Annotated in this window: 16 protein-coding genes; 10 read left to right on the top strand and 6 right to left on the bottom strand. The window is 52.6% G+C overall.

Annotation, left to right across the window (positions count from 1 at the left end):
- Positions 1-362 precede the first annotated feature (362 nt).
- The gene (gene umuC / locus ACS0RQ_RS11995) at positions 363-1,616 is read left to right on the top strand and encodes a translesion error-prone DNA polymerase V subunit UmuC (protein ID WP_271848913.1); all 1,254 of its coding nucleotides are present in this window, start codon (positions 363-365) and stop codon (positions 1,614-1,616) included.
- A gap of 7 nt (positions 1,617-1,623) precedes the next feature.
- Here umuC and smrA read toward each other — a convergent pair whose 3' ends face one another.
- On the bottom strand, positions 1,624-2,187 hold the full coding sequence (gene smrA, locus ACS0RQ_RS11990) for a DNA endonuclease SmrA (RefSeq protein ID WP_334633024.1): 564 nt from the start codon (positions 2,185-2,187) through the stop codon (positions 1,624-1,626).
- Between the two features lie 556 nt (positions 2,188-2,743).
- Here smrA and ogt point away from each other — a divergent pair.
- The 3 genes from ogt to uspE all read left to right on the top strand — a co-directional run bounded on the left by ogt (position 2,744) and on the right by uspE (position 5,315).
- Positions 2,744-3,259 (top strand): methylated-DNA--[protein]-cysteine S-methyltransferase, encoded by a 516-nt coding sequence (gene ogt, locus ACS0RQ_RS11985; protein ID WP_271848915.1) that lies wholly within the window; start codon positions 2,744-2,746, stop codon positions 3,257-3,259.
- Positions 3,260-3,467: 208 nt separating this feature from the next.
- A complete protein-coding gene (gene fnr / locus ACS0RQ_RS11980; protein ID WP_061495443.1) occupies positions 3,468-4,220 on the top strand; it encodes a fumarate/nitrate reduction transcriptional regulator Fnr in 753 nt (250 codons plus the stop codon).
- A 144-nt stretch (positions 4,221-4,364) separates the two neighbouring features.
- Positions 4,365-5,315, top strand: coding sequence for a universal stress protein UspE (uspE, locus tag ACS0RQ_RS11975; RefSeq protein ID WP_071195317.1), 951 nt, complete (start codon positions 4,365-4,367; stop codon positions 5,313-5,315).
- A 45-nt stretch (positions 5,316-5,360) separates the two neighbouring features.
- Here the strand turns inward: uspE and ACS0RQ_RS11970 are convergent, their stop codons facing one another.
- Complete coding sequence (locus ACS0RQ_RS11970; RefSeq protein WP_041851513.1) at positions 5,361-6,236, bottom strand: LysR family transcriptional regulator; 876 nt, start codon at positions 6,234-6,236, stop codon at positions 5,361-5,363.
- Positions 6,237-6,338: 102 nt separating this feature from the next.
- Between ACS0RQ_RS11970 and ACS0RQ_RS11965 the strand changes: the two genes are divergently transcribed.
- Positions 6,339-6,794: a multidrug/biocide efflux PACE transporter gene (locus tag ACS0RQ_RS11965; protein ID WP_271848916.1), complete on the top strand. Its 456-nt coding sequence runs from the start codon at positions 6,339-6,341 to the stop codon at positions 6,792-6,794.
- A 21-nt stretch (positions 6,795-6,815) separates the two neighbouring features.
- On the opposite strand, the gene ACS0RQ_RS11960 is transcribed toward ACS0RQ_RS11965, so the two are convergent.
- From ACS0RQ_RS11960 to pntA, 3 genes are all read right to left on the bottom strand, one after another.
- Positions 6,816-7,937, bottom strand: a complete 1,122-nt coding sequence (locus ACS0RQ_RS11960) for a mechanosensitive ion channel family protein (protein WP_271848917.1) — start codon at positions 7,935-7,937, stop codon at positions 6,816-6,818.
- A gap of 90 nt (positions 7,938-8,027) precedes the next feature.
- Positions 8,028-9,416: a Re/Si-specific NAD(P)(+) transhydrogenase subunit beta gene (gene pntB / locus ACS0RQ_RS11955; RefSeq protein WP_271848918.1), complete on the bottom strand. Its 1,389-nt coding sequence runs from the start codon at positions 9,414-9,416 to the stop codon at positions 8,028-8,030.
- Positions 9,417-9,426: 10 nt separating this feature from the next.
- Positions 9,427-10,959: a Re/Si-specific NAD(P)(+) transhydrogenase subunit alpha gene (gene pntA / locus ACS0RQ_RS11950; protein WP_071195322.1), complete on the bottom strand. Its 1,533-nt coding sequence runs from the start codon at positions 10,957-10,959 to the stop codon at positions 9,427-9,429.
- A gap of 527 nt (positions 10,960-11,486) precedes the next feature.
- On the opposite strand from pntA, the gene ydgH reads away from it, so the two are divergent.
- From ydgH to folM, 3 genes are all read left to right on the top strand, one after another.
- Positions 11,487-12,431 (top strand): DUF1471 family protein YdgH, encoded by a 945-nt coding sequence (ydgH, locus tag ACS0RQ_RS11945; protein WP_041851518.1) that lies wholly within the window; start codon positions 11,487-11,489, stop codon positions 12,429-12,431.
- A 184-nt stretch (positions 12,432-12,615) separates the two neighbouring features.
- A complete protein-coding gene (locus ACS0RQ_RS11940; RefSeq protein ID WP_271848919.1) occupies positions 12,616-13,998 on the top strand; it encodes an amino acid permease in 1,383 nt (460 codons plus the stop codon).
- Positions 13,999-14,036: 38 nt separating this feature from the next.
- Positions 14,037-14,759: a dihydromonapterin reductase gene (gene folM, locus ACS0RQ_RS11935; RefSeq protein ID WP_271848920.1), complete on the top strand. Its 723-nt coding sequence runs from the start codon at positions 14,037-14,039 to the stop codon at positions 14,757-14,759.
- On the opposite strand, the gene ACS0RQ_RS11930 is transcribed toward folM, so the two are convergent.
- Positions 14,756-15,091 (bottom strand): GlpM family protein, encoded by a 336-nt coding sequence (locus tag ACS0RQ_RS11930; protein ID WP_271848921.1) that lies wholly within the window; start codon positions 15,089-15,091, stop codon positions 14,756-14,758. The genes folM and ACS0RQ_RS11930 overlap by 4 nt on opposite strands.
- A 129-nt stretch (positions 15,092-15,220) precedes the next feature.
- Between ACS0RQ_RS11930 and rstA the strand changes: the two genes are divergently transcribed.
- Together rstA and rstB are read left to right on the top strand one after the other, a co-directional pair.
- Complete coding sequence (gene rstA / locus ACS0RQ_RS11925) at positions 15,221-15,940, top strand: two-component system response regulator RstA (RefSeq protein WP_271848922.1); 720 nt, start codon at positions 15,221-15,223, stop codon at positions 15,938-15,940.
- Between the two features lie 26 nt (positions 15,941-15,966).
- The gene (rstB, locus tag ACS0RQ_RS11920; RefSeq protein ID WP_271848923.1) at positions 15,967-17,256 is read left to right on the top strand and encodes a two-component system sensor histidine kinase RstB; all 1,290 of its coding nucleotides are present in this window, start codon (positions 15,967-15,969) and stop codon (positions 17,254-17,256) included.
- The last annotated feature ends 43 nt before the right edge of the window (positions 17,257-17,299 follow it).

Here is a 17,299-nt window from a genome sequence, read left to right as displayed (position 1 = left end):
AGACCAGTTAATTTTCGGGGTTGACAAGAGGGCTCATGCGTCAGCTTCCCCCTGCCCTTAATTACAATTTCACACTGACAGCGCCCTCTCTTGTCATGCTCCCTCAAGAGAGGCGATCTGCTGTAACGCATCGTCATGAAGATGTTGAACTGCCCGTTGAGCGCGGGCACATGATCTTCGTATACCGTACCCGCCCCGTTACGCCGGTAAGCGGATCACCTGGCGCGTAGGGCTGATAGACGTACCACCGATAGTCGTTTTATTTTCTGGTCTTCCTACCCTGGCACATAAGCCACTTGATCATTTCAAATGCCAGAAGTACTGTATATAAAAACAGTATTTATAGAAGAGGCCAGATCATCATGTTCGCACTTGTTGACGTGAACTCGTTCTACACCAGTTGTGAAACCGTCTGGCGGCCCGATCTGAGCGGTAAACCGGTGGTAGTGCTCTCAAATAACGATGGCTGTATTGTGTCCCGCTCAGCCGAAGCTAAAGCTCTGGGCATTGGTATGGCGGAGCCTTATTTCAAACAAAAAGATCTGTTGCAGCGGCATGGCGTGGCGGTCTTCAGCAGCAATTACGCATTATATGGCGATATGAGCCAGCGGGTAATGACGACGCTGGAGGAAATTTGCCCGCGGGTAGATCAGTACAGTATTGATGAAGCGTTTGTGGATCTTTCCGGTATTCCCAATCTCAAACGCTTCGGTAAATATATTCGTGATACCGTTTATCAACGCACCATGCTGACCGTAGGAGTGGGCATCGCACCGACAAAGACGCTGGCAAAACTGGCAAATTACGCGGCCAAAAGGTGGCCAGCGCAGAGCGGTGGTGTGGTGGATATCTCAACGCCCGCCAGGCAACACCGGTTGATGGCAGCCATCCCCGTAGAAGAGGTTTGGGGCATTGGTCGGCGGCTGACGAAAAAGCTGAACACCATGAATATCACCACCGTGCTGGATCTGGCGAAATGTGATTTATGGTTTATCCGCAAAAACTTCAGCGTGGTACTCGAAAGAACCGTTCGCGAACTGCGTGGCGAACCCTGTCTCGGTTTTCAGGAATTCTCTCCGGCAAAGCATGAAATTATTAGTTCGCGATCTTTTGGTCAGCGAATTAGCGATTATTCCTCAGTCCGTGAAGGTATCAGTACCTGGGCGGCCAGAGCAGCAGAAAAATTACGTGCCCAACATCAATATTGCCGATATATCGGCGCGTTTATAAAAAGTAGCCCTCACGACCCCGATGAACCCTATTACAGCAATAGTGCAGGTATTACGCTACTCACACCCACCCAGGACACCAGAGATATTATTGCCGCAGCAACGCGTAGCCTGGATATTATCTGGAAGCAAGGTCCGCGATATCAAAAAGCGGGTGTTATATTAGGAGACTTCTTTAGTCAAGGCGTTGCACAACTTAATTTATTCGATGAGTATGCCCCCCGGCCAAATAGCCAGACACTGATGTGCGTAATGGATCTCATGAACAAGAAAGGTAATAAAATGTGGTTTGCCGGCCAGGGCGTGACCCCGGCCTGGTCAATGAAACGACACCTGCTCTCCCCGGCCTGGACCACCCGAATTGAAGATATCCCGCTGGCACAGTAGCCGCCAGTTAGCGGCTACGCTTGGCGTGGCGCTCCCAGTTTTGCTGCTTCGCCTCTGCCGATTTGCGTAATGACACATAGCATGCGCCGTTGCCGCCATGACGGGGTTGTGCAGCGCAAAATGCCTGAACATCGTCAAATTCGGTTAACCAGCGTGCAAGATAGCTGCGAATAATATTGGCATGGGCGTTATCGTCGCGCCCTTTCCCATGAATTATCAGGAGATTACGCAATCCGTCTTGCCGCGCCTGATGCACAAAGCTAAACAGCAGTTGTCGACACTGCTCCACGGGCTGGCGCAACAGGCTGAGGCTGGCCTGCTGGGAGTACTTGCCGGTGCGAAGCTTATCAATCACCCCGGTTTGCAACCCTTCGCGGCGGAATTCCAGCGGAGTATCAAGGGGTAAGACATCAAGGAACCCGGTGGTCAGGAAGTTATCAAGTTGCAATGTGTCGATATGCTGTGGTGCACGCGTGTTTCGGGCCGGATGCCAGTGAACATCGGCACAGCGCTTAAGTGGCTGGACATCCTCCATGGCGTCAAGAAACAGTGATTTGTCATCAGGGTTCATGGTTTAGTCCTCCCGCTACATCTGAGGGACTTACTATAGCGGTCGCGGCAGCCCGCCACAATGCCTGATATTCAATTAATGGCTGACAATTAGTGAGGTATTTGAAGCAATTATCGAAAATTAATTTCGCGTGCTATTTAACCCCACTTAACTACAAGTTTACTGTCATTAACCTCCAACATTTAAGTTAAATTATCGTGAAACTAATCACCATTTCCTGGTGGAAATATCTGAAACGAGAACTATAACTATATTTACCGCGCAAGGATGAAGTTTAAAATAATTACCGAACGGACGCGTTGCTGTGTGTACTGTAGAGCCTGACGGATGTCGGCAGGCTCTATTTTTTTATTTCCGCAACAATAAAGAATATATCATCTATTCACGCATCCCACATTTACTATCGCAGAAACCATTCACCCCATGAATAATTAATAACCTTTCTCGATTCTCTTTGATTTATTGCGCCTCTAATGGGGTATAGAGTCACTTTCTTGATCGTGCTAGATTGCGCCACTCCCCCTGTGCTATTGCGATGTTTGAGAAAGGATTGCCGATGCTTACGCTACTTGAGGATAAAATTGCCACTCCGCTGGGTCCACTGTGGGTACTGTGCGACGAAACATTCCATTTGCGCGCGGTTGAGTGGGAAGAACATAGTGACCGCATGAATGAACTGCTGGATATTCATTATCGCAAGGAAGGTTACACGCGCATTCCTGCCTCGAATCCCGGTGGATTAAGCCGCAAGCTTCTGGAGTATTTCGAGGGTGATCTGGCGGTGATAGATACCCTGCCAACCGCCACGGCGGGTACCCCCTTTCAACGTGAAGTCTGGAAAGCGTTACGCGAGATCCCGTGTGGCCATGTCATGCACTATGGTCAGTTAGCGGAGAGGCTCGGTCGCGTCGGAGCCGCGCGGGCGGTAGGTGCCGCGAACGGTTCAAATCCGGTCAGTATTGTGGTTCCCTGCCATCGGGTGATTGGCCGCAACGGCACCATGACCGGCTATGCAGGTGGCGTGCAACGTAAAGAGTGGTTGTTGCGGCACGAAGGTTACTTACTATTGTGAAAAAAAGAGGCTCTTTGTGCTCTTTTTCGCGGGATTCTGTGGTAAAAGCCTTACTGAAACGATGGAATATCAATGAGATGGTCTACTCCCCTGTTTCATCGTTTTTCACACCTGTTTTAATTCTACTGAATTGACGTTTCGCCAGGCTTACGTGTTCAAGAAAAAGATGATAAAATTGACTAAAATCAATTACGGCTTGAGCAGACCTATGATCCCGGAAAAGCGAATTATACGACGCATTCAGTCTGGCGGTTGTGCAATCCATTGCCAGGATTGCAGTATTAGCCAGCTCTGCATCCCCTTCACACTCAATGAACACGAGCTCGATCAGCTCGACAACATCATTGAGCGCAAAAAGCCCATCCAGAAAGGTCAAACTCTGTTCAAAGCTGGGGATGAACTGAAATCGCTTTACGCTATTCGTTCCGGCACGATCAAGAGCTACACCATTACTGAACAGGGTGACGAGCAAATCACCGGTTTCCATCTGGCGGGCGATCTGGTCGGCTTTGACGCCATCGGCACAGGCCACCATCCGAGCTTTGCTCAGGCGCTGGAAACGTCAATGGTTTGTGAAATCCCGTTCGAAACGCTGGATGACCTGTCAGGCAAAATGCCGAACCTGCGTCAGCAGATGATGCGCCTGATGAGCGGCGAAATCAAAGGCGATCAGGACATGATCCTGTTGCTGTCGAAAAAGAACGCCGAGGAGCGCCTGGCCGCGTTTATCTATAATCTGTCCCGTCGTTTCGCTCAGCGTGGTTTCTCTCCGCGTGAGTTCCGCCTGACCATGACACGTGGCGATATCGGTAACTATTTAGGCCTGACCGTAGAAACCATCAGCCGTCTGCTGGGTCGTTTCCAGAAGAGCGGTATGCTGGCGGTGAAAGGCAAATATATCACCATCGAGAACAGCGATATCCTGGCTCAGCTTGCCGGACATTCGCGTAACGTCGCCTGATTTTACCCCCTCCTTTTGACCTTTTGCCGGACGCTTAAATTTTTCTGATTTATTGATCTGGCAAAAGGTTTTCCCTGTTTCATTCAGTACTTATAGGTTATCTTGTATTTACAGACTGTGGTGACAGATGTAAGGAGACCCTGTATGGCTAAGTATCAAAATATGCTGGTCGCCATCGATCCTAACCAGGACGATCAGCCCGCATTACGACGTGCCGTGTATTTACATCAACGGATTGGCGGCCGGATTAAAGCTTTCCTGCCGATCTATGATTTCTCTTACGAGATGACCACCCTTCTGTCCCCTGACGAACGCACAGCCATGAGACAAGGCGTGATCAGCCAGCGTACGGCCTGGATTCGTGAACAGGCAAAGTACTATATAGACGCTGGCGTCCCTATTGATATTAAAGTGGTGTGGCATAACCGTCCCTTCGAAGCCATCATTCAGGAAGTGATGTCCGGCGGTCATGATTTGCTGCTGAAAATGGCCCACCAGCATGACAAACTGGAATCTGTTATCTTCACCCCCACCGACTGGCATCTGTTGCGTAAATGCCCTTGCCCGGTCTGGATGGTCAAAGATCAGCCCTGGCCGGAAGGCGGGAAAGCGCTGGTGGCGGTGAACCTTGCCAGCGAAGAGCTCTATCACAACGCGCTGAACGAAAAGCTGGTGAAAGAGACGCTGCAACTGGCAGAACAGGTCAACCACACCGAAGTTCATCTGGTTGGCGCCTATCCGGTAACCCCAATTAACATTGCCATTGAACTGCCGGAATTTGACCCGAGCGTCTATAACGACGCAATTCGCGGCCAACATCTTATTGCCATGAAAGCCTTACGGCAGAAATTCGGTATTGATGAAAAAGTGACCCATGTGAATAAAGGCCTGCCGGAAGAGGTCATTCCGGATCTGGCGGAACATTTACAGGCCGGGATCGTCGTACTGGGCACCGTCGGGCGCACCGGGATCTCCGCCGCGTTCCTCGGGAATACCGCTGAACAGGTGATTGACCACCTGCGCTGCGACTTGCTGGTCATCAAACCGGACGACTACCAGAGCCCGATTGAACTGGATGACGAAGAAGACGATTAACCCTAACACGTAGCAAAACGCCCGCCACTCGCGGGCGTTTTCTTTTTATTGCTGACCACGCCAGTGCTGCAAATAGTGCCGTAGCCAGCTTCCGGCAACACCTGGCGGCTGTTTTTTGTTCCACAACATGTCGACAGGGATGCTTTGCGGCCAGCCAGGCACATCGACCCGCGTCAATTTTTTTGCCCCGGAAAACTCATCCACCAGCGCGCAGGGTAATGCGCACCAGCCAAACCCCTGTTCTGCCATGCTGAGCAACAACAGATAGCTCGGCGCTGACCAGACCGGGCCACGCGCGGGCGTATTACGGTTTTCCAGATAGGTATTAAGCCGCAGCTCACGCCAGGTACGTAATTGCTCCTCAGAGACGCTCCCCTGCTGCGCCAGCGGATGCCCGTGCGCCACATAGATATCCATCTGACTCTGCATTGGCAGGCGCATCGCGCTGATGTCCGTCGGATAGGCATTGCGGGCTTCCGTTAAGCCTAACTGTGCCCGCCCTTTTTGCAGGAGATCGATGACATCCTCGTTTTCGCCAATCAGACACTCAAATTCGGTATGGGGATAGCGCTTGTCGAACTCCCCCAACAGATCTGCCAGCGTATCCGGGTTCAACGTATCGGAAAGGATGAACGTCAGCCGCGTTTCCGTTTCCCCCGCCAGCCAGACCGCCAGCTCATCCAGTTTATCGCTGGCTGCGAGAATGGCCTGCACATAGCTGAGTGCTCTCACACCTTCCGGCGTCAGCACCGGATGACGCGCTGAGCGATCAAAGAGCGCCACGCCTAAATCTGCTTCCAGATTAGCGATGGCAGTACTGATGGTGGACTGGCTTTTGCGCAGTTTCCGCGCGGCAGCAGAGAAGGAGCCAGAGGCAACGGTTTCAACAAAGGCAGTCAGAGCTTCAGGAGAGTAGCGCATAATGTATCTATTTTATCGATGGTATCCATCTTTAATTTATCTTATAAAACGATAAAAATCCTCTCAGCTAAACCCGTCAAACGACAAAGAGGACCAAAAATCATGCAACAACCTGCCGTACAGCGTCGCACTCTGGCCGAGCGTATCTTTCACGCAGTGAGTTTCGAAGTGATCGCCACCGCCATTTGCGCCCCGGCCAGCGCCTGGATAATGCAGCGCCCGGTGCTGGAGATGGGTGGACTGACATTATTGCTGGCCACCGCGGCGATGATCTGGAACGTGATTTACAACGCGCTATTTGACAGGCTTTGGCCGGTTCATCGTCTGGCCCGTACTGCGAAGGTACGCGCCTGCCATGCGCTGGGGTTTGAAGGGGGGTTTATCGTGATTGGCGTGACCATAGCCTCGCTGACGCTTGGCATCGGGCTGGTAGAAGCGTTCTTACTGGAGATCGGCTTTTTCCTCTTCTTCCTTCCCTACACCATGGCGTTTAACTGGATCTACGACATAGTACGCGCCCGGGTAGTCCACCGTCAGACGGCGCGCCTGTGTCAGTAAGGTGTTTCGGATTCGCCTGTGTTAACTGCGCGTTCCCGTCATCGTCTCTTGCTGGCTGTCGGCATCCGGCACACCAGAGGGCCAGGGGCCTTTGACCACGGTAGTAGGCAGCGCCAGTTGCACGTCGTTCGCCGCCAGTTGCTCCATAATGCGGATATTAATCTCCTGCTGAATATCCATATATTTGTTGTAATCCGCTGTATTGACGATATAGACAACTTCAAAGTTGAGTCGATCGGTGCCGAAACCGAGGAAATGAGCGCGGTCGAATTTGGTTTCCCCGACGTCATTAATGATGGTTTTTATCATCTCGCCAATCTGACGGAGTTTATCCGGCGGCGTTGACAAGGCGACACCGAAAGTAAAAACGATACGCCGGGTTTGCATACGTTTATAGTTATGCAGCGTCTGCTGCAGAAGAATGGCGTTACCACAGACAATCTGCTCTCCGCTCAAACTGCGTATGCGCGTGGTTTTGAGACCAATATGCTCAACCGTCCCGGCGACATCGTTAAACACCACGAAATCACCAATTTCAAAAGGCTTATCAAAACCAATCGACAGCGAGGCAAAGACATCGCTGAGGATGGTTTGTACCGCCAGGGCGATGGCAATACCGCCGACGCCGAGGCTTGCCACCAGCGCGGTAATATTCACCCCGACATTCGCCAGAATAGACAGCAGCATCACGGTCCATACCAGCATCCGTAGCAGCAGTCCGGTGATGACCAGCGTCACCGGATTTTTATGCATACCGGGTTCATAACGCAACTGATGCAGCCAGGAGATAATCCCCTGATCAAGCCAGAGCGCCATTTGAATAGCGAGCACCAAAAACCAGGCATGACTGATTGTCGCAGAGAGATTCGTGGGGAGTTCAACAAAACGCAGACTAAAAAGAAACGCGACGATAAAGAGCAGCACCTTGCTGGTTCTGACTAACATATCATTCAGCACCAAACGCATTTTCTGCGTGCTTTGATGCTTATCGCCCCAGCTCTGCACACCTTTACCAACGATACGCAGTAAACGGTTAAGCAACCAGTAAGCCAATATCGTAATGATGACGACCGTGAAGACAGCAATCCAGAACGATGGCGTCATCATTAAAGATATCAAATCGAAACGTGATAAAAATTCCATTCTTTCCCTCATCAAAACCGTGAAGAGAAAAAGTATAGACGCAGACAAAAAAAAACCGCTCCGAAGAGCGGTTGAGATACGCACAGAGAATTACAGCGCTTTCAGAATCGCATCGACGCTGGCTTTGGCATCGCCAAACAGCATCTGGGTATTCTCTTTAAAGAACAGCGGGTTCTGTACGCCAGCATAGCCGGTATTCATGGAGCGTTTGAACACGATAACGTTTTGCGCTTTCCACACTTCCAGCACAGGCATGCCTGCGATAGGACTCTTCGGATCGTCCTGCGCCGCCGGGTTAACGGTGTCATTCGCACCAATAACCAGTACGGTATCGGTATCGGCGAAGTCATCGTTGATTTCGTCCATTTCCAGCACGATGTCATACGGTACTTTCGCTTCTGCCAGCAGGACGTTCATGTGGCCAGGCAAACGCCCCGCAACCGGGTGAATACCGAAGCGCACTTTGACGCCGCGCGCACGCAGTTTCTCGGTAATTTCTGCAACCGGATATTGCGCCTGTGCGACCGCCATGCCGTAGCCTGGGGTGATGATGACAGAGTGTGAGTTTTTCAGCATCTCAGCCGTCTCTTCGGCGTTGATCTCACGGTGCTCGCCCACTTCTTCATCGGACCCTGTAGAGGAACCGTCGGTACCGAAGCCGCCAGCAATTACGCTGATAAAGGAGCGGTTCATCGCCTTACACATGATGTAAGAGAGGATCGCACCGGAAGAACCCACCAGCGCACCGGTGACGATCAGCAGGTCGTTGCTCAGCATAAAGCCCGCCGCCGCTGCCGCCCAACCGGAATAGGAGTTCAGCATCGAGACCACAACCGGCATGTCAGCACCGCCGATTGAGGCCACCAGATGCCAGCCAAACACCAACGCAATCGCCGTCATCACCAGCAGCGCCAGCGCCTGCAGGCCTATGCTTTCCGTACGAACAAAAATCACCAGCAGGACGAAAGAAACCACCAGCGCCGCAAGGTTCAATTTGTGACGGTTTGGCAGCATCAACGGTTTTGAGGAGATCTTGCCGCACAGCTTGCCGAACGCCACGATAGAACCGGTGAAGGTGACGGCGCCGATAAAGATGCCAAGGAACACTTCGGTCAGGTGAATATTGACCAGGATCGGTTCCATGCCCGGCTCGTGGTAAAGGTAGCTGTTAAAGCCAACCAGCACCGCGGCCAGACCCACAAAGCTGTGCAGTACAGCAACCAGCTCAGGCATCTCGGTCATTTCAACTTTACGCGCCAGGCGAATACCGATAGCACCACCGATGATCATCGCAACGATAATCCACGCTACGTTGCCAGTGTCAGGCCCGAAAATCGTGGCGATCAGCGCAATCGCCATCCCGGCAACGCCGAAACGGTTACCCTGTTGGGACGTTTCGTGTTTCGATAGCCCTGCCAGACTGAAAATAAACAGGATCGCGGCAACAATGTATGCAGCTGTAACTAATCCTCCAGACATGTGCTACCCCTTAGTTCTTCCGGAACATTTTCAGCATGCGCTGAGTGACGGTGAAACCACCAAAAATATTAATGCTGGCAATCAGTACAGCGATAAAGCTTAAGAAGCTGACCCAACCACCATGGCCGATTTGTAAGAGTGCGCCAACAACGATAATGCCGGAGATTGCGTTGGTAACCGACATCAGCGGAGTATGCAAGGCGTGGGAGACGTTCCACACCACGTAGTAACCGACTACGCAGGCCAGCGCAAAGACGGTGAAGTGACCAAGAAACTCTTTAGGTGCAACGTCGGCCAGCCAGCCGAAGAGAATAATCACCAGCGCCATGATGCCGTATTTCAGCCATGGCGATGTGGGCTTAGCCTCTTCTTTCGCGGCGGCTGGTGCCGCTTTTGCCGCAGCCTGCGGTTGCGCGGAAACCTGAATCGGCGGAGCCGGCCAGGTCACTTCGCCCTCGCGAATGACGGTCACGCCGCGCACGACCACATCTTCGAAATCGACTGTCACATTGCCGTCTTTTTCTTTGCACAGCAATTTCAGCAGGTTGACCAGGTTGGTGCCGTAAAGTTGGGAAGACTGCGCGGCCAGACGGCCTGGCAGGTCGGTATAACCGATGATTTTCACGCCGTTTGGCGTGGTGACGACTTCGTTCGCCACGGTGTATTCGCAGTTACCGCCGTTTTGCGCCGCCAGGTCAACCACCACGCTGCCGGATTTCATGGAATCCACCATCTCGCGGGTGATCAGTTTCGGTGCCGGTTTACCCGGAATCAATGCGGTGGTGACGATGATATCAACGTCTTTCGCCTGGGCGGCAAAGAGTTCCATTTCCGCTTTGATAAACGCTTCGGACATCACTTTCGCGTAGCCGTCGCCGCTACCGGCTTCTTCTTTGAAATCCAGCTCAAGGAACTCAGCGCCCATACTCTGGACCTGTTCCTTAACTTCCGGGCGGGTATCAAACGCGCGGACAATTGCCCCGAGGCTGTTGGCGGCACCAATAGCCGCCAGACCGGCAACGCCTGCGCCAATGACCATCACTTTCGCCGGCGGGACTTTACCTGCGGCGGTGATCTGCCCGGTAAAGAAACGGCCAAATTCGTGGGCTGCTTCCACAATGGCGCGATAGCCAGCAATGTTGGCCATGGAGCTCAATGCATCCAGCGCCTGGGCACGGGAAATACGCGGCACAGAATCCATCGCCATGACGGTAATATTACGGGCAGCCAGTTTTTCCATCAGCGGCGCATTCTGCGCAGGCCAGATAAAGCTGACTAATGTCGTGCCCGGATTAAGCAAGGCTATTTCGTCATCCGTCGGTGCATTCACCTTGAGGATAACGTCAGAGTGCCAGACGTTATTTTCGTCCACCACGGTTGCGCCAGCCTGGGTAAACGCGTTGTCATCGAAGCTTGCCAGTTTGCCCGCGCCGCTTTCAATCGCGACGGTGAAACCCAATTTAAGCAATTGCTCTACCGTTTTCGGCGTCGCCGCAACGCGGGTTTCATTGGCCAACCGTTCTTTTGGTACACCAATACGCATAGTTTTCCCTTCCATCGATTTTAGATGATGGTTTGTCAGTGATGCCCGGGCATGACATTGCCTGCCAGAGAAAAATAAACAGACTGCATCCCGGAAAATAAAACAGTAACAAACTTTCTATAACCTACTGAAAATAACGCCTGTGATCTACCGCCAGAAAACAGAAATTCTCTTTTTATCTGTGAAAACCGGGCGGGTAGCAGGGCTGGCAGGGTTATTTCCCTTTAATTCATTTAAACAAGCCGATATTCCGCTCAGACGAAGCGGCAAAACACGATTAATCTCCGCTACAGATTGCTCTTTTAACAATGTATTAACTTAAAAAACTCATATGCTTTATGACTTTTGCTGGTCAACAGCCCGTTTTTTCAACATATCACTAAAGGTTATCGTAAAACGTCTGGCGTGTAGCACACTCAGTGAAAAATGACGCAGACAGTCGTGTTGATTAAATGCAATAATCAGCGACGTTTTTAAGTCAACAACAACACCAGTATCTGGTTTGCGCAAGGCGAAGGATCATTTTTATGAAGCTTAAGTACACCCTCCTGGCGTCAGCACTTTTGTCCGTTACGACCCTGTCAGTCAACGCAGCGACAGAGTTAACGCCGGAGCAAGCGTCAGCATTGAAGCCCTACGATCGCGTTGTTATCACCGGTCGCTTTAACTCTATTGGCGATGCCGTTAAAGCCGCTTCAAGCCGTGCTGATAAAGAAGGCGCGGCCTCGTTTTATGTTGTAGACACCTCCGATTATGGTGAGAGCGGCAACCAGCGTGTCACCACGGACCTGTATAAAGCCGATGCGCCGAAAGCCGATGCGCCAAAACTGCGCGTCATCAATGGCGTTACTGAGCTGCCGAAGACCGATGCTATTGAGCTGGAACCGTTCGATACCGTTACGGTACAGGGTTTCTATCGCTCACAGCCGGAAGTAAACGATGCCATCACTAAAGCCGCGAAAGCGAAAGGGGCTGCCTCTTTCTATATCGTCCGTCAGGTCGATGCCAACGAAGGTGGCAATCAGCGGATTACGGCATATATCTATAAAGCTGATGCCAAAAAACGCGTACTGCAGAGCCCGGATGCCATTCCACGTGATTCTGAAGCAGGCCGTGCTGCCTTAGCGAAAGGCGGTGAAGAAGCCAAGAAAGTAGAAATTCCGGGCGTTGCAACTACCGCTGCACCGAGCGCCGAAGTGGGGCGTTTCTTTGAAACACAATCCTCCACCTCAAACCGTTACACTGTCACGTTACCTGACGGAAAAAAAATCGAAGAAGTGAATAAAATCACGGCTGCGCAGATGGTTCCGTTCGACAGCATTAAGTTCACTGGTAACTACGGCAACATGACCGAGATCTCTTATCAGGTTGCGAAACGTGCCGCGGCGAAAGGTGCCAAGTACTACCACATCACCCGCCAGTGGCAGGAAAATGGTAGCAACATCACCATCAGTGCCGATTTGTACAAATAAGTAACCCTTCATCTTAAAGGCGGCCCTGGGTCGCCTTTTTTATTTTTTTCGTGAAATTAAGCCGTCACGCATTGCATGCCATTACGACTCTCCGTAAAATCCCGCGCCTCAGTGATATCCACCATTTTTATGCGCATAAGCAAAATAATTATTCTGGATTGAGCCCGTTCATAACAGGATACCCATGGAAAAGAAACTTGGCCTGAGCGCTTTAACTGCGCTGGTATTAAGCTCAATGCTCGGTGCGGGCGTTTTCAGCCTGCCGCAAAATATGGCAGAAATCGCCAGCCCCGCGGCCTTATTGATTGGTTGGGCGATTACCGGCGCGGGGATATTACTGCTCGCCTTCGCCATGCTTATCCTGACGCGTCTTCGCCCGGACCTGGACGGCGGTATTTTTACCTACGCCCGGGAAGGTTTTGGCGAACTTATCGGTTTTTGTTCGGCCTGGGGGTACTGGCTGTGCGCCGTTATCGCCAACGTCTCCTACTTAGTGATTGTCTTCTCTGCGCTGAGTTTCTTTACCGATACACCAGAACTGCGCTTTTTTGGCGACGGTAATACCTGGCAGGCGATGGTGGGTGCATCCCTGCTGCTGTGGTTTGTTCACGCATTAGTGCTGCGCGGCGTGCAAACGGCGGCGAGTATTAATCTCGCGGCGACGCTCGCCAAGCTGGTGCCGCTGGGCCTGTTTATTGTGCTGGCGGCCATGGCCTTCCATTACGATACCTTTAGTCTGGATTTCTCCGGTATCGCCCTGGGTGTCCCGGTATGGGAACAGGTGAAAAATACTATGCTTATCACCCTGTGGGTGTTTATCGGGGTTGAAGGCGCAGTGGTCGTTTCCGCCCGCGCGCGCAACAAGCACGATGTGGGACGCGCCACTTTGCTGGCAGTACTGGCTGCCCTCGGCGTCTATTTGTTGGTTACACTGCTGTCGCTGGGAGTGGTGCCACGCCCGGAACTGGCGGCGATGCGTAATCCGTCAATGGCAGGCCTGATGGTCAGGCTGATGGGCTCCTGGGGCGATGTGGTCATTGCCGCCGGGCTGATTGTCTCGGTCTGTGGCGCTTACCTGAGCTGGACGATCATGGCAGCGGAAGTGCCGCTACTGGCCGCCACCCATCGGGCGTTTCCACGTATTTTTGCCCGACAGAACAAGAATAATGCGCCAGCGGCGTCGCTGTGGTTAACCAATATCAGCGTGCAGGTTTCGCTGGTGCTGATCTGGCTCACAGGTTCCGATTACAATACGCTGTTGACCATTGCGTCAGAGATGATTCTGGTTCCTTATTTCCTTGTCGGGGCATTTTTACTGAAGATCTCTCGTCGTCCGTTGCACCGCGTCGTCGCTATCGGCGCCAGCCTCTATGGCTTATGGTTACTGTATGCATCCGGTCCGATGCATTTGCTGTTGTCGGTTGTGCTTTATGCGCCGGGGCTGCTGGTCTTTATCTACGCACGCCGCACGCATGACATAGCCAGTCTGCTTAAGCGCCGGGAAAGAGTGCTGATTGGTCTGTTACTGATCGCCGCCGTTCCCGCCACGTGGAAGTTGATGGGGTAAGCAGCGTATGCGCCCCGTTGAGAAGGAGAACGCATTCGATGGGAAACTCGAAGACACGCCCGATATTGATTACCGGAGGAGGCCGTCGCATCGGTCTCGCCCTCGCCCACCATTTTCTCAGCCAACAGCAGCCGATTATCGTCAGTTACCGGACGCACTATCCGGCGATTGAACAGTTAACCGCCGCGGGCGCATTGTGCATTCAGGCAGACTTCAGCAGCGATGAAGGAGTGCTGGCCTTTGCCGATATCGTGAAGCAGAAAACCGAGGGGCTGCGGGCAATTATTCACAATGCGGGCGACTGGGCGGGTGAAAAACCCGGCGTTGCGCTGCCCGATGTGCTTTCACGGATGCTGCAGATCCACGTCCATGCCCCCTACTTACTTAACCATGCGCTGGAAAGATTATTGCGCGGATTCGGGCATGCCGCTGGCGATATTATTCACTTTACCGATTATGTTGTTGAGTGCGGAAGCGACAAACATATCGCCTATGCCGCCAGTAAAGCCGCGCTGGATAATATGACCCGCTCTTTTGCCAAAAAGCTGGCTCCAGAAGTGAAAGTCAACGCCATTGCCCCGGCGCTGATCCTGTTTAATGACGATGATGACGCGGAATACCGTCAGCAGGCACTCAACAAATCGCTGATGAAAATCGCCCCTGGCGAAAAAGAGATAATCGATCTGGTCGACTATCTGCTGACCAGTTGCTACGTCACGGGACGGACGTTTGGCGTCGATGGCGGCCGCCCGCTGCGCTAGCGGAAGCGGCTCCAGATAAAAATGAGCACCCAGGCGCTGAGGCACCAGCAGAGTACCGCTGCGCCCAGCGCGTATCCCACCCGCATAAATCCGGTGAAATACCACAGCGATAGCAGGTATAGAAAATAGGGGATAATGGACCACATACCAAAAACGATAGTGGTGCGTAGCGCTTCCACGCCCCGCTCGGTCGCCACGATATAATGGGCGATTAAAGCAAAGGTCGGAAATAACGGTATTAGCCCGGCGATATAGTAATTTTTCGTTTTTGACAGCAATCCAATTAATAACACCACCAGCGCGCCAATTGCCGCTTTTATCACCAGCGCCATCACATTCCCTTTATCTTAATACCAACAAAGGCCTACAGCATAGCGGATGGGGAGCTTGTTTAGAAAAGATTAATGGCAGGATCAATAAAGGCAGTGTATGTTCATCTTTTTGACTCATCACGATGATATATGAATAAAATCGTTTTTGTGGAAGACGACCCGGAAGTGGGCGCACTTATTGCGGCATATCTGGGCAAACACGATATGGATGTGATAGTTGAACCGCGTGGTGACCGAGCAGAAGAGGTCATCGCCCGTGAAAAACCAGATCTGATTCTTCTGGATATCATGCTCCCCGGCAAAGATGGGATGACACTGTGCCGCGATTTACGCCAGCAGTGGACCGGCCCTATCGTCCTTCTCACCTCTCTTGACAGTGACATGAACCATATTCTGTCTCTGGAGATGGGCGCGAACGACTACATTCTCAAAACCACCCCACCTGCGGTTTTACTGGCGCGTCTGCGACTGCATTTACGCCAGCAGGCAGGAACCACACAGCAAGAGTCCGCGCCGTCATCGCTAAAACAGCATAAGACGCTGCAATTTGGCACGCTGACCATCGATCCGGTCAACAGGCAGGTGCTGCTGGCTGGCGAGCAGGTTGTTCTCTCAACCGCCGATTTCGATCTGCTGTGGGAACTGGCCACCCACGCAGGGCAAATCATGGACCGCGATGCGTTACTGAAAAATCTGCGCGGTGTGACCTATGACGGAATGGATCGCAGTGTTGATGTGGCAATTTCGCGCCTGCGCAAAAAATTGCTCGATAACGCCACCGAGCCTTTCCGTATTAAAACCGTGCGCAACAAAGGCTATCTTTTCGCCCCACACGCCTGGGATAACTGAGTCCGGTCCTCTTCGCGGGTGTCGCCATGAAAAAACTTTTCGTCCAGTTTTACCTGTTACTGTTTGTCTGCTTTCTGGTGATGACCATGCTGGTCGGGCTGGTTTACAAATTCACCGCTGAGCGCGCAGGGCGACAGTCGCTGGACGATTTGATGAAAAGCTCGCTGTACCTGATGCGCAGCGAACTACGTGAAATCCCACCGCACCAGTGGAACAAAACGCTCAAAGAGCTGGACCTGAACCTGTCCTTTAACATGCGCGTGGAACCGATGAGCAAGTTCACGCTGGAAGCCCCCGCGCAACAGCGGCTACAGGAAGGCGATATCGTCGCGCTGGATTCGCAATACACCTTTATCCAGCGTATTCCACGCAGCCACTATGTCCTGGCTGTCGGCCCGGTCCCCTACCTCTTTTATCTGCATGAAATGCGTCTGCTCGATATGGCGCTGATGGCGTTTATTGCTATCTCACTGGCTTTCCCGGTGTTTATCTGGATGCGCCCCCACTGGCAGGAGATGCTGCGGCTGGAATCCGCCGCCCAGCGCTTTGGCGAAGGTCATCTGGAAGAGCGCATTCATTTTGACAGCACCTCCAGCTTTGAACGACTGGGGATCGCTTTTAACCAGATGGCGGATAACATCAACGCCCTGATCGCCAGTAAGAAAATGTTGATTGATGGCGTGGCCCACGAGCTGCGTACGCCGCTGGTCAGGCTGCGTTATCGCCTGGAGATGAGCGATAACCTGAGCGATAGCGAACGTAGCGCGCTGAACCGCGATATCGGGCAACTCGAAGGACTCATTCAGGAGCTACTCACCTACGCACGTCTTGACCGTCCGCAGACAGAACTGAAACTGACCACGCCCGATCTCAACGCGTGGCTGGACGGTTATATGCTGGATGCCCGCAACGTCAACCCCGACCACCAGCTAGAACTCCATAATCAGCCCGGCGACTATGGTTCGCTGGATATGCGCCTGATGGAGCGCGTGCTGGATAACCTCATCAATAATGCCCTGCGCTACTGCCAGAAAACGGTCAAAGTGACATTACAGCTTGAAGGCTCGCAGGCAAGCCTGATTGTCGAAGATGACGGCCCGGGGATTGCCCCGGATGAGCGTAGCCGTGTGTTTGAGCCTTTTGTGCGCCTCGACCCCAGCAGAGACCGTGCGACGGGCGGTTGTGGCCTGGGGCTTGCCATCGTGCACTCCATCGCCCAAGCGATGAGTGGCGAAGTGAAGTGTGAAGAGAGCGCTGCGGGCGGCGCCCGTTTTTGTTTTCAGTGGCCGGTCTGGCACGACACCTCCCTCACCTGAAAAGCGTGACGTGCACGGTGTTAAGGTGTGGAAGGTTGTGCTA

This window comes from Phytobacter diazotrophicus, from assembly GCF_052061655.1.
Lineage (GTDB): Bacteria > Pseudomonadota > Gammaproteobacteria > Enterobacterales > Enterobacteriaceae > Phytobacter > Phytobacter diazotrophicus.
This window is presented reverse-complemented; position numbering and strand designations above follow the sequence as displayed.

Bases quoted from the DNA above. Each gene is read 5' to 3' on its own strand.
- umuC (WP_271848913.1), top strand. From the start codon at position 363: ATGTTCGCACTTGTTGACGTGAACTCGTTCTACACCAGTTGTGAAACC.
- smrA (WP_334633024.1), bottom strand. From the start codon at position 2,187: ATGAACCCTGATGACAAATCACTGTTTCTTGACGCCATGGAGGATGTC.
- ogt (WP_271848915.1), top strand. From the start codon at position 2,744: ATGCTTACGCTACTTGAGGATAAAATTGCCACTCCGCTGGGTCCACTG.
- fnr (WP_061495443.1), top strand. From the start codon at position 3,468: ATGATCCCGGAAAAGCGAATTATACGACGCATTCAGTCTGGCGGTTGT.
- uspE (WP_071195317.1), top strand. From the start codon at position 4,365: ATGGCTAAGTATCAAAATATGCTGGTCGCCATCGATCCTAACCAGGAC.
- ACS0RQ_RS11970 (WP_041851513.1), bottom strand. From the start codon at position 6,236: ATGCGCTACTCTCCTGAAGCTCTGACTGCCTTTGTTGAAACCGTTGCC.
- ACS0RQ_RS11965 (WP_271848916.1), top strand. From the start codon at position 6,339: ATGCAACAACCTGCCGTACAGCGTCGCACTCTGGCCGAGCGTATCTTT.
- ACS0RQ_RS11960 (WP_271848917.1), bottom strand. From the start codon at position 7,937: ATGGAATTTTTATCACGTTTCGATTTGATATCTTTAATGATGACGCCA.
- pntB (WP_271848918.1), bottom strand. From the start codon at position 9,416: ATGTCTGGAGGATTAGTTACAGCTGCATACATTGTTGCCGCGATCCTG.
- pntA (WP_071195322.1), bottom strand. From the start codon at position 10,959: ATGCGTATTGGTGTACCAAAAGAACGGTTGGCCAATGAAACCCGCGTT.
- ydgH (WP_041851518.1), top strand. From the start codon at position 11,487: ATGAAGCTTAAGTACACCCTCCTGGCGTCAGCACTTTTGTCCGTTACG.
- ACS0RQ_RS11940 (WP_271848919.1), top strand. From the start codon at position 12,616: ATGGAAAAGAAACTTGGCCTGAGCGCTTTAACTGCGCTGGTATTAAGC.
- folM (WP_271848920.1), top strand. From the start codon at position 14,037: ATGGGAAACTCGAAGACACGCCCGATATTGATTACCGGAGGAGGCCGT.
- ACS0RQ_RS11930 (WP_271848921.1), bottom strand. From the start codon at position 15,091: ATGGCGCTGGTGATAAAAGCGGCAATTGGCGCGCTGGTGGTGTTATTA.
- rstA (WP_271848922.1), top strand. From the start codon at position 15,221: ATGAATAAAATCGTTTTTGTGGAAGACGACCCGGAAGTGGGCGCACTT.
- rstB (WP_271848923.1), top strand. From the start codon at position 15,967: ATGAAAAAACTTTTCGTCCAGTTTTACCTGTTACTGTTTGTCTGCTTT.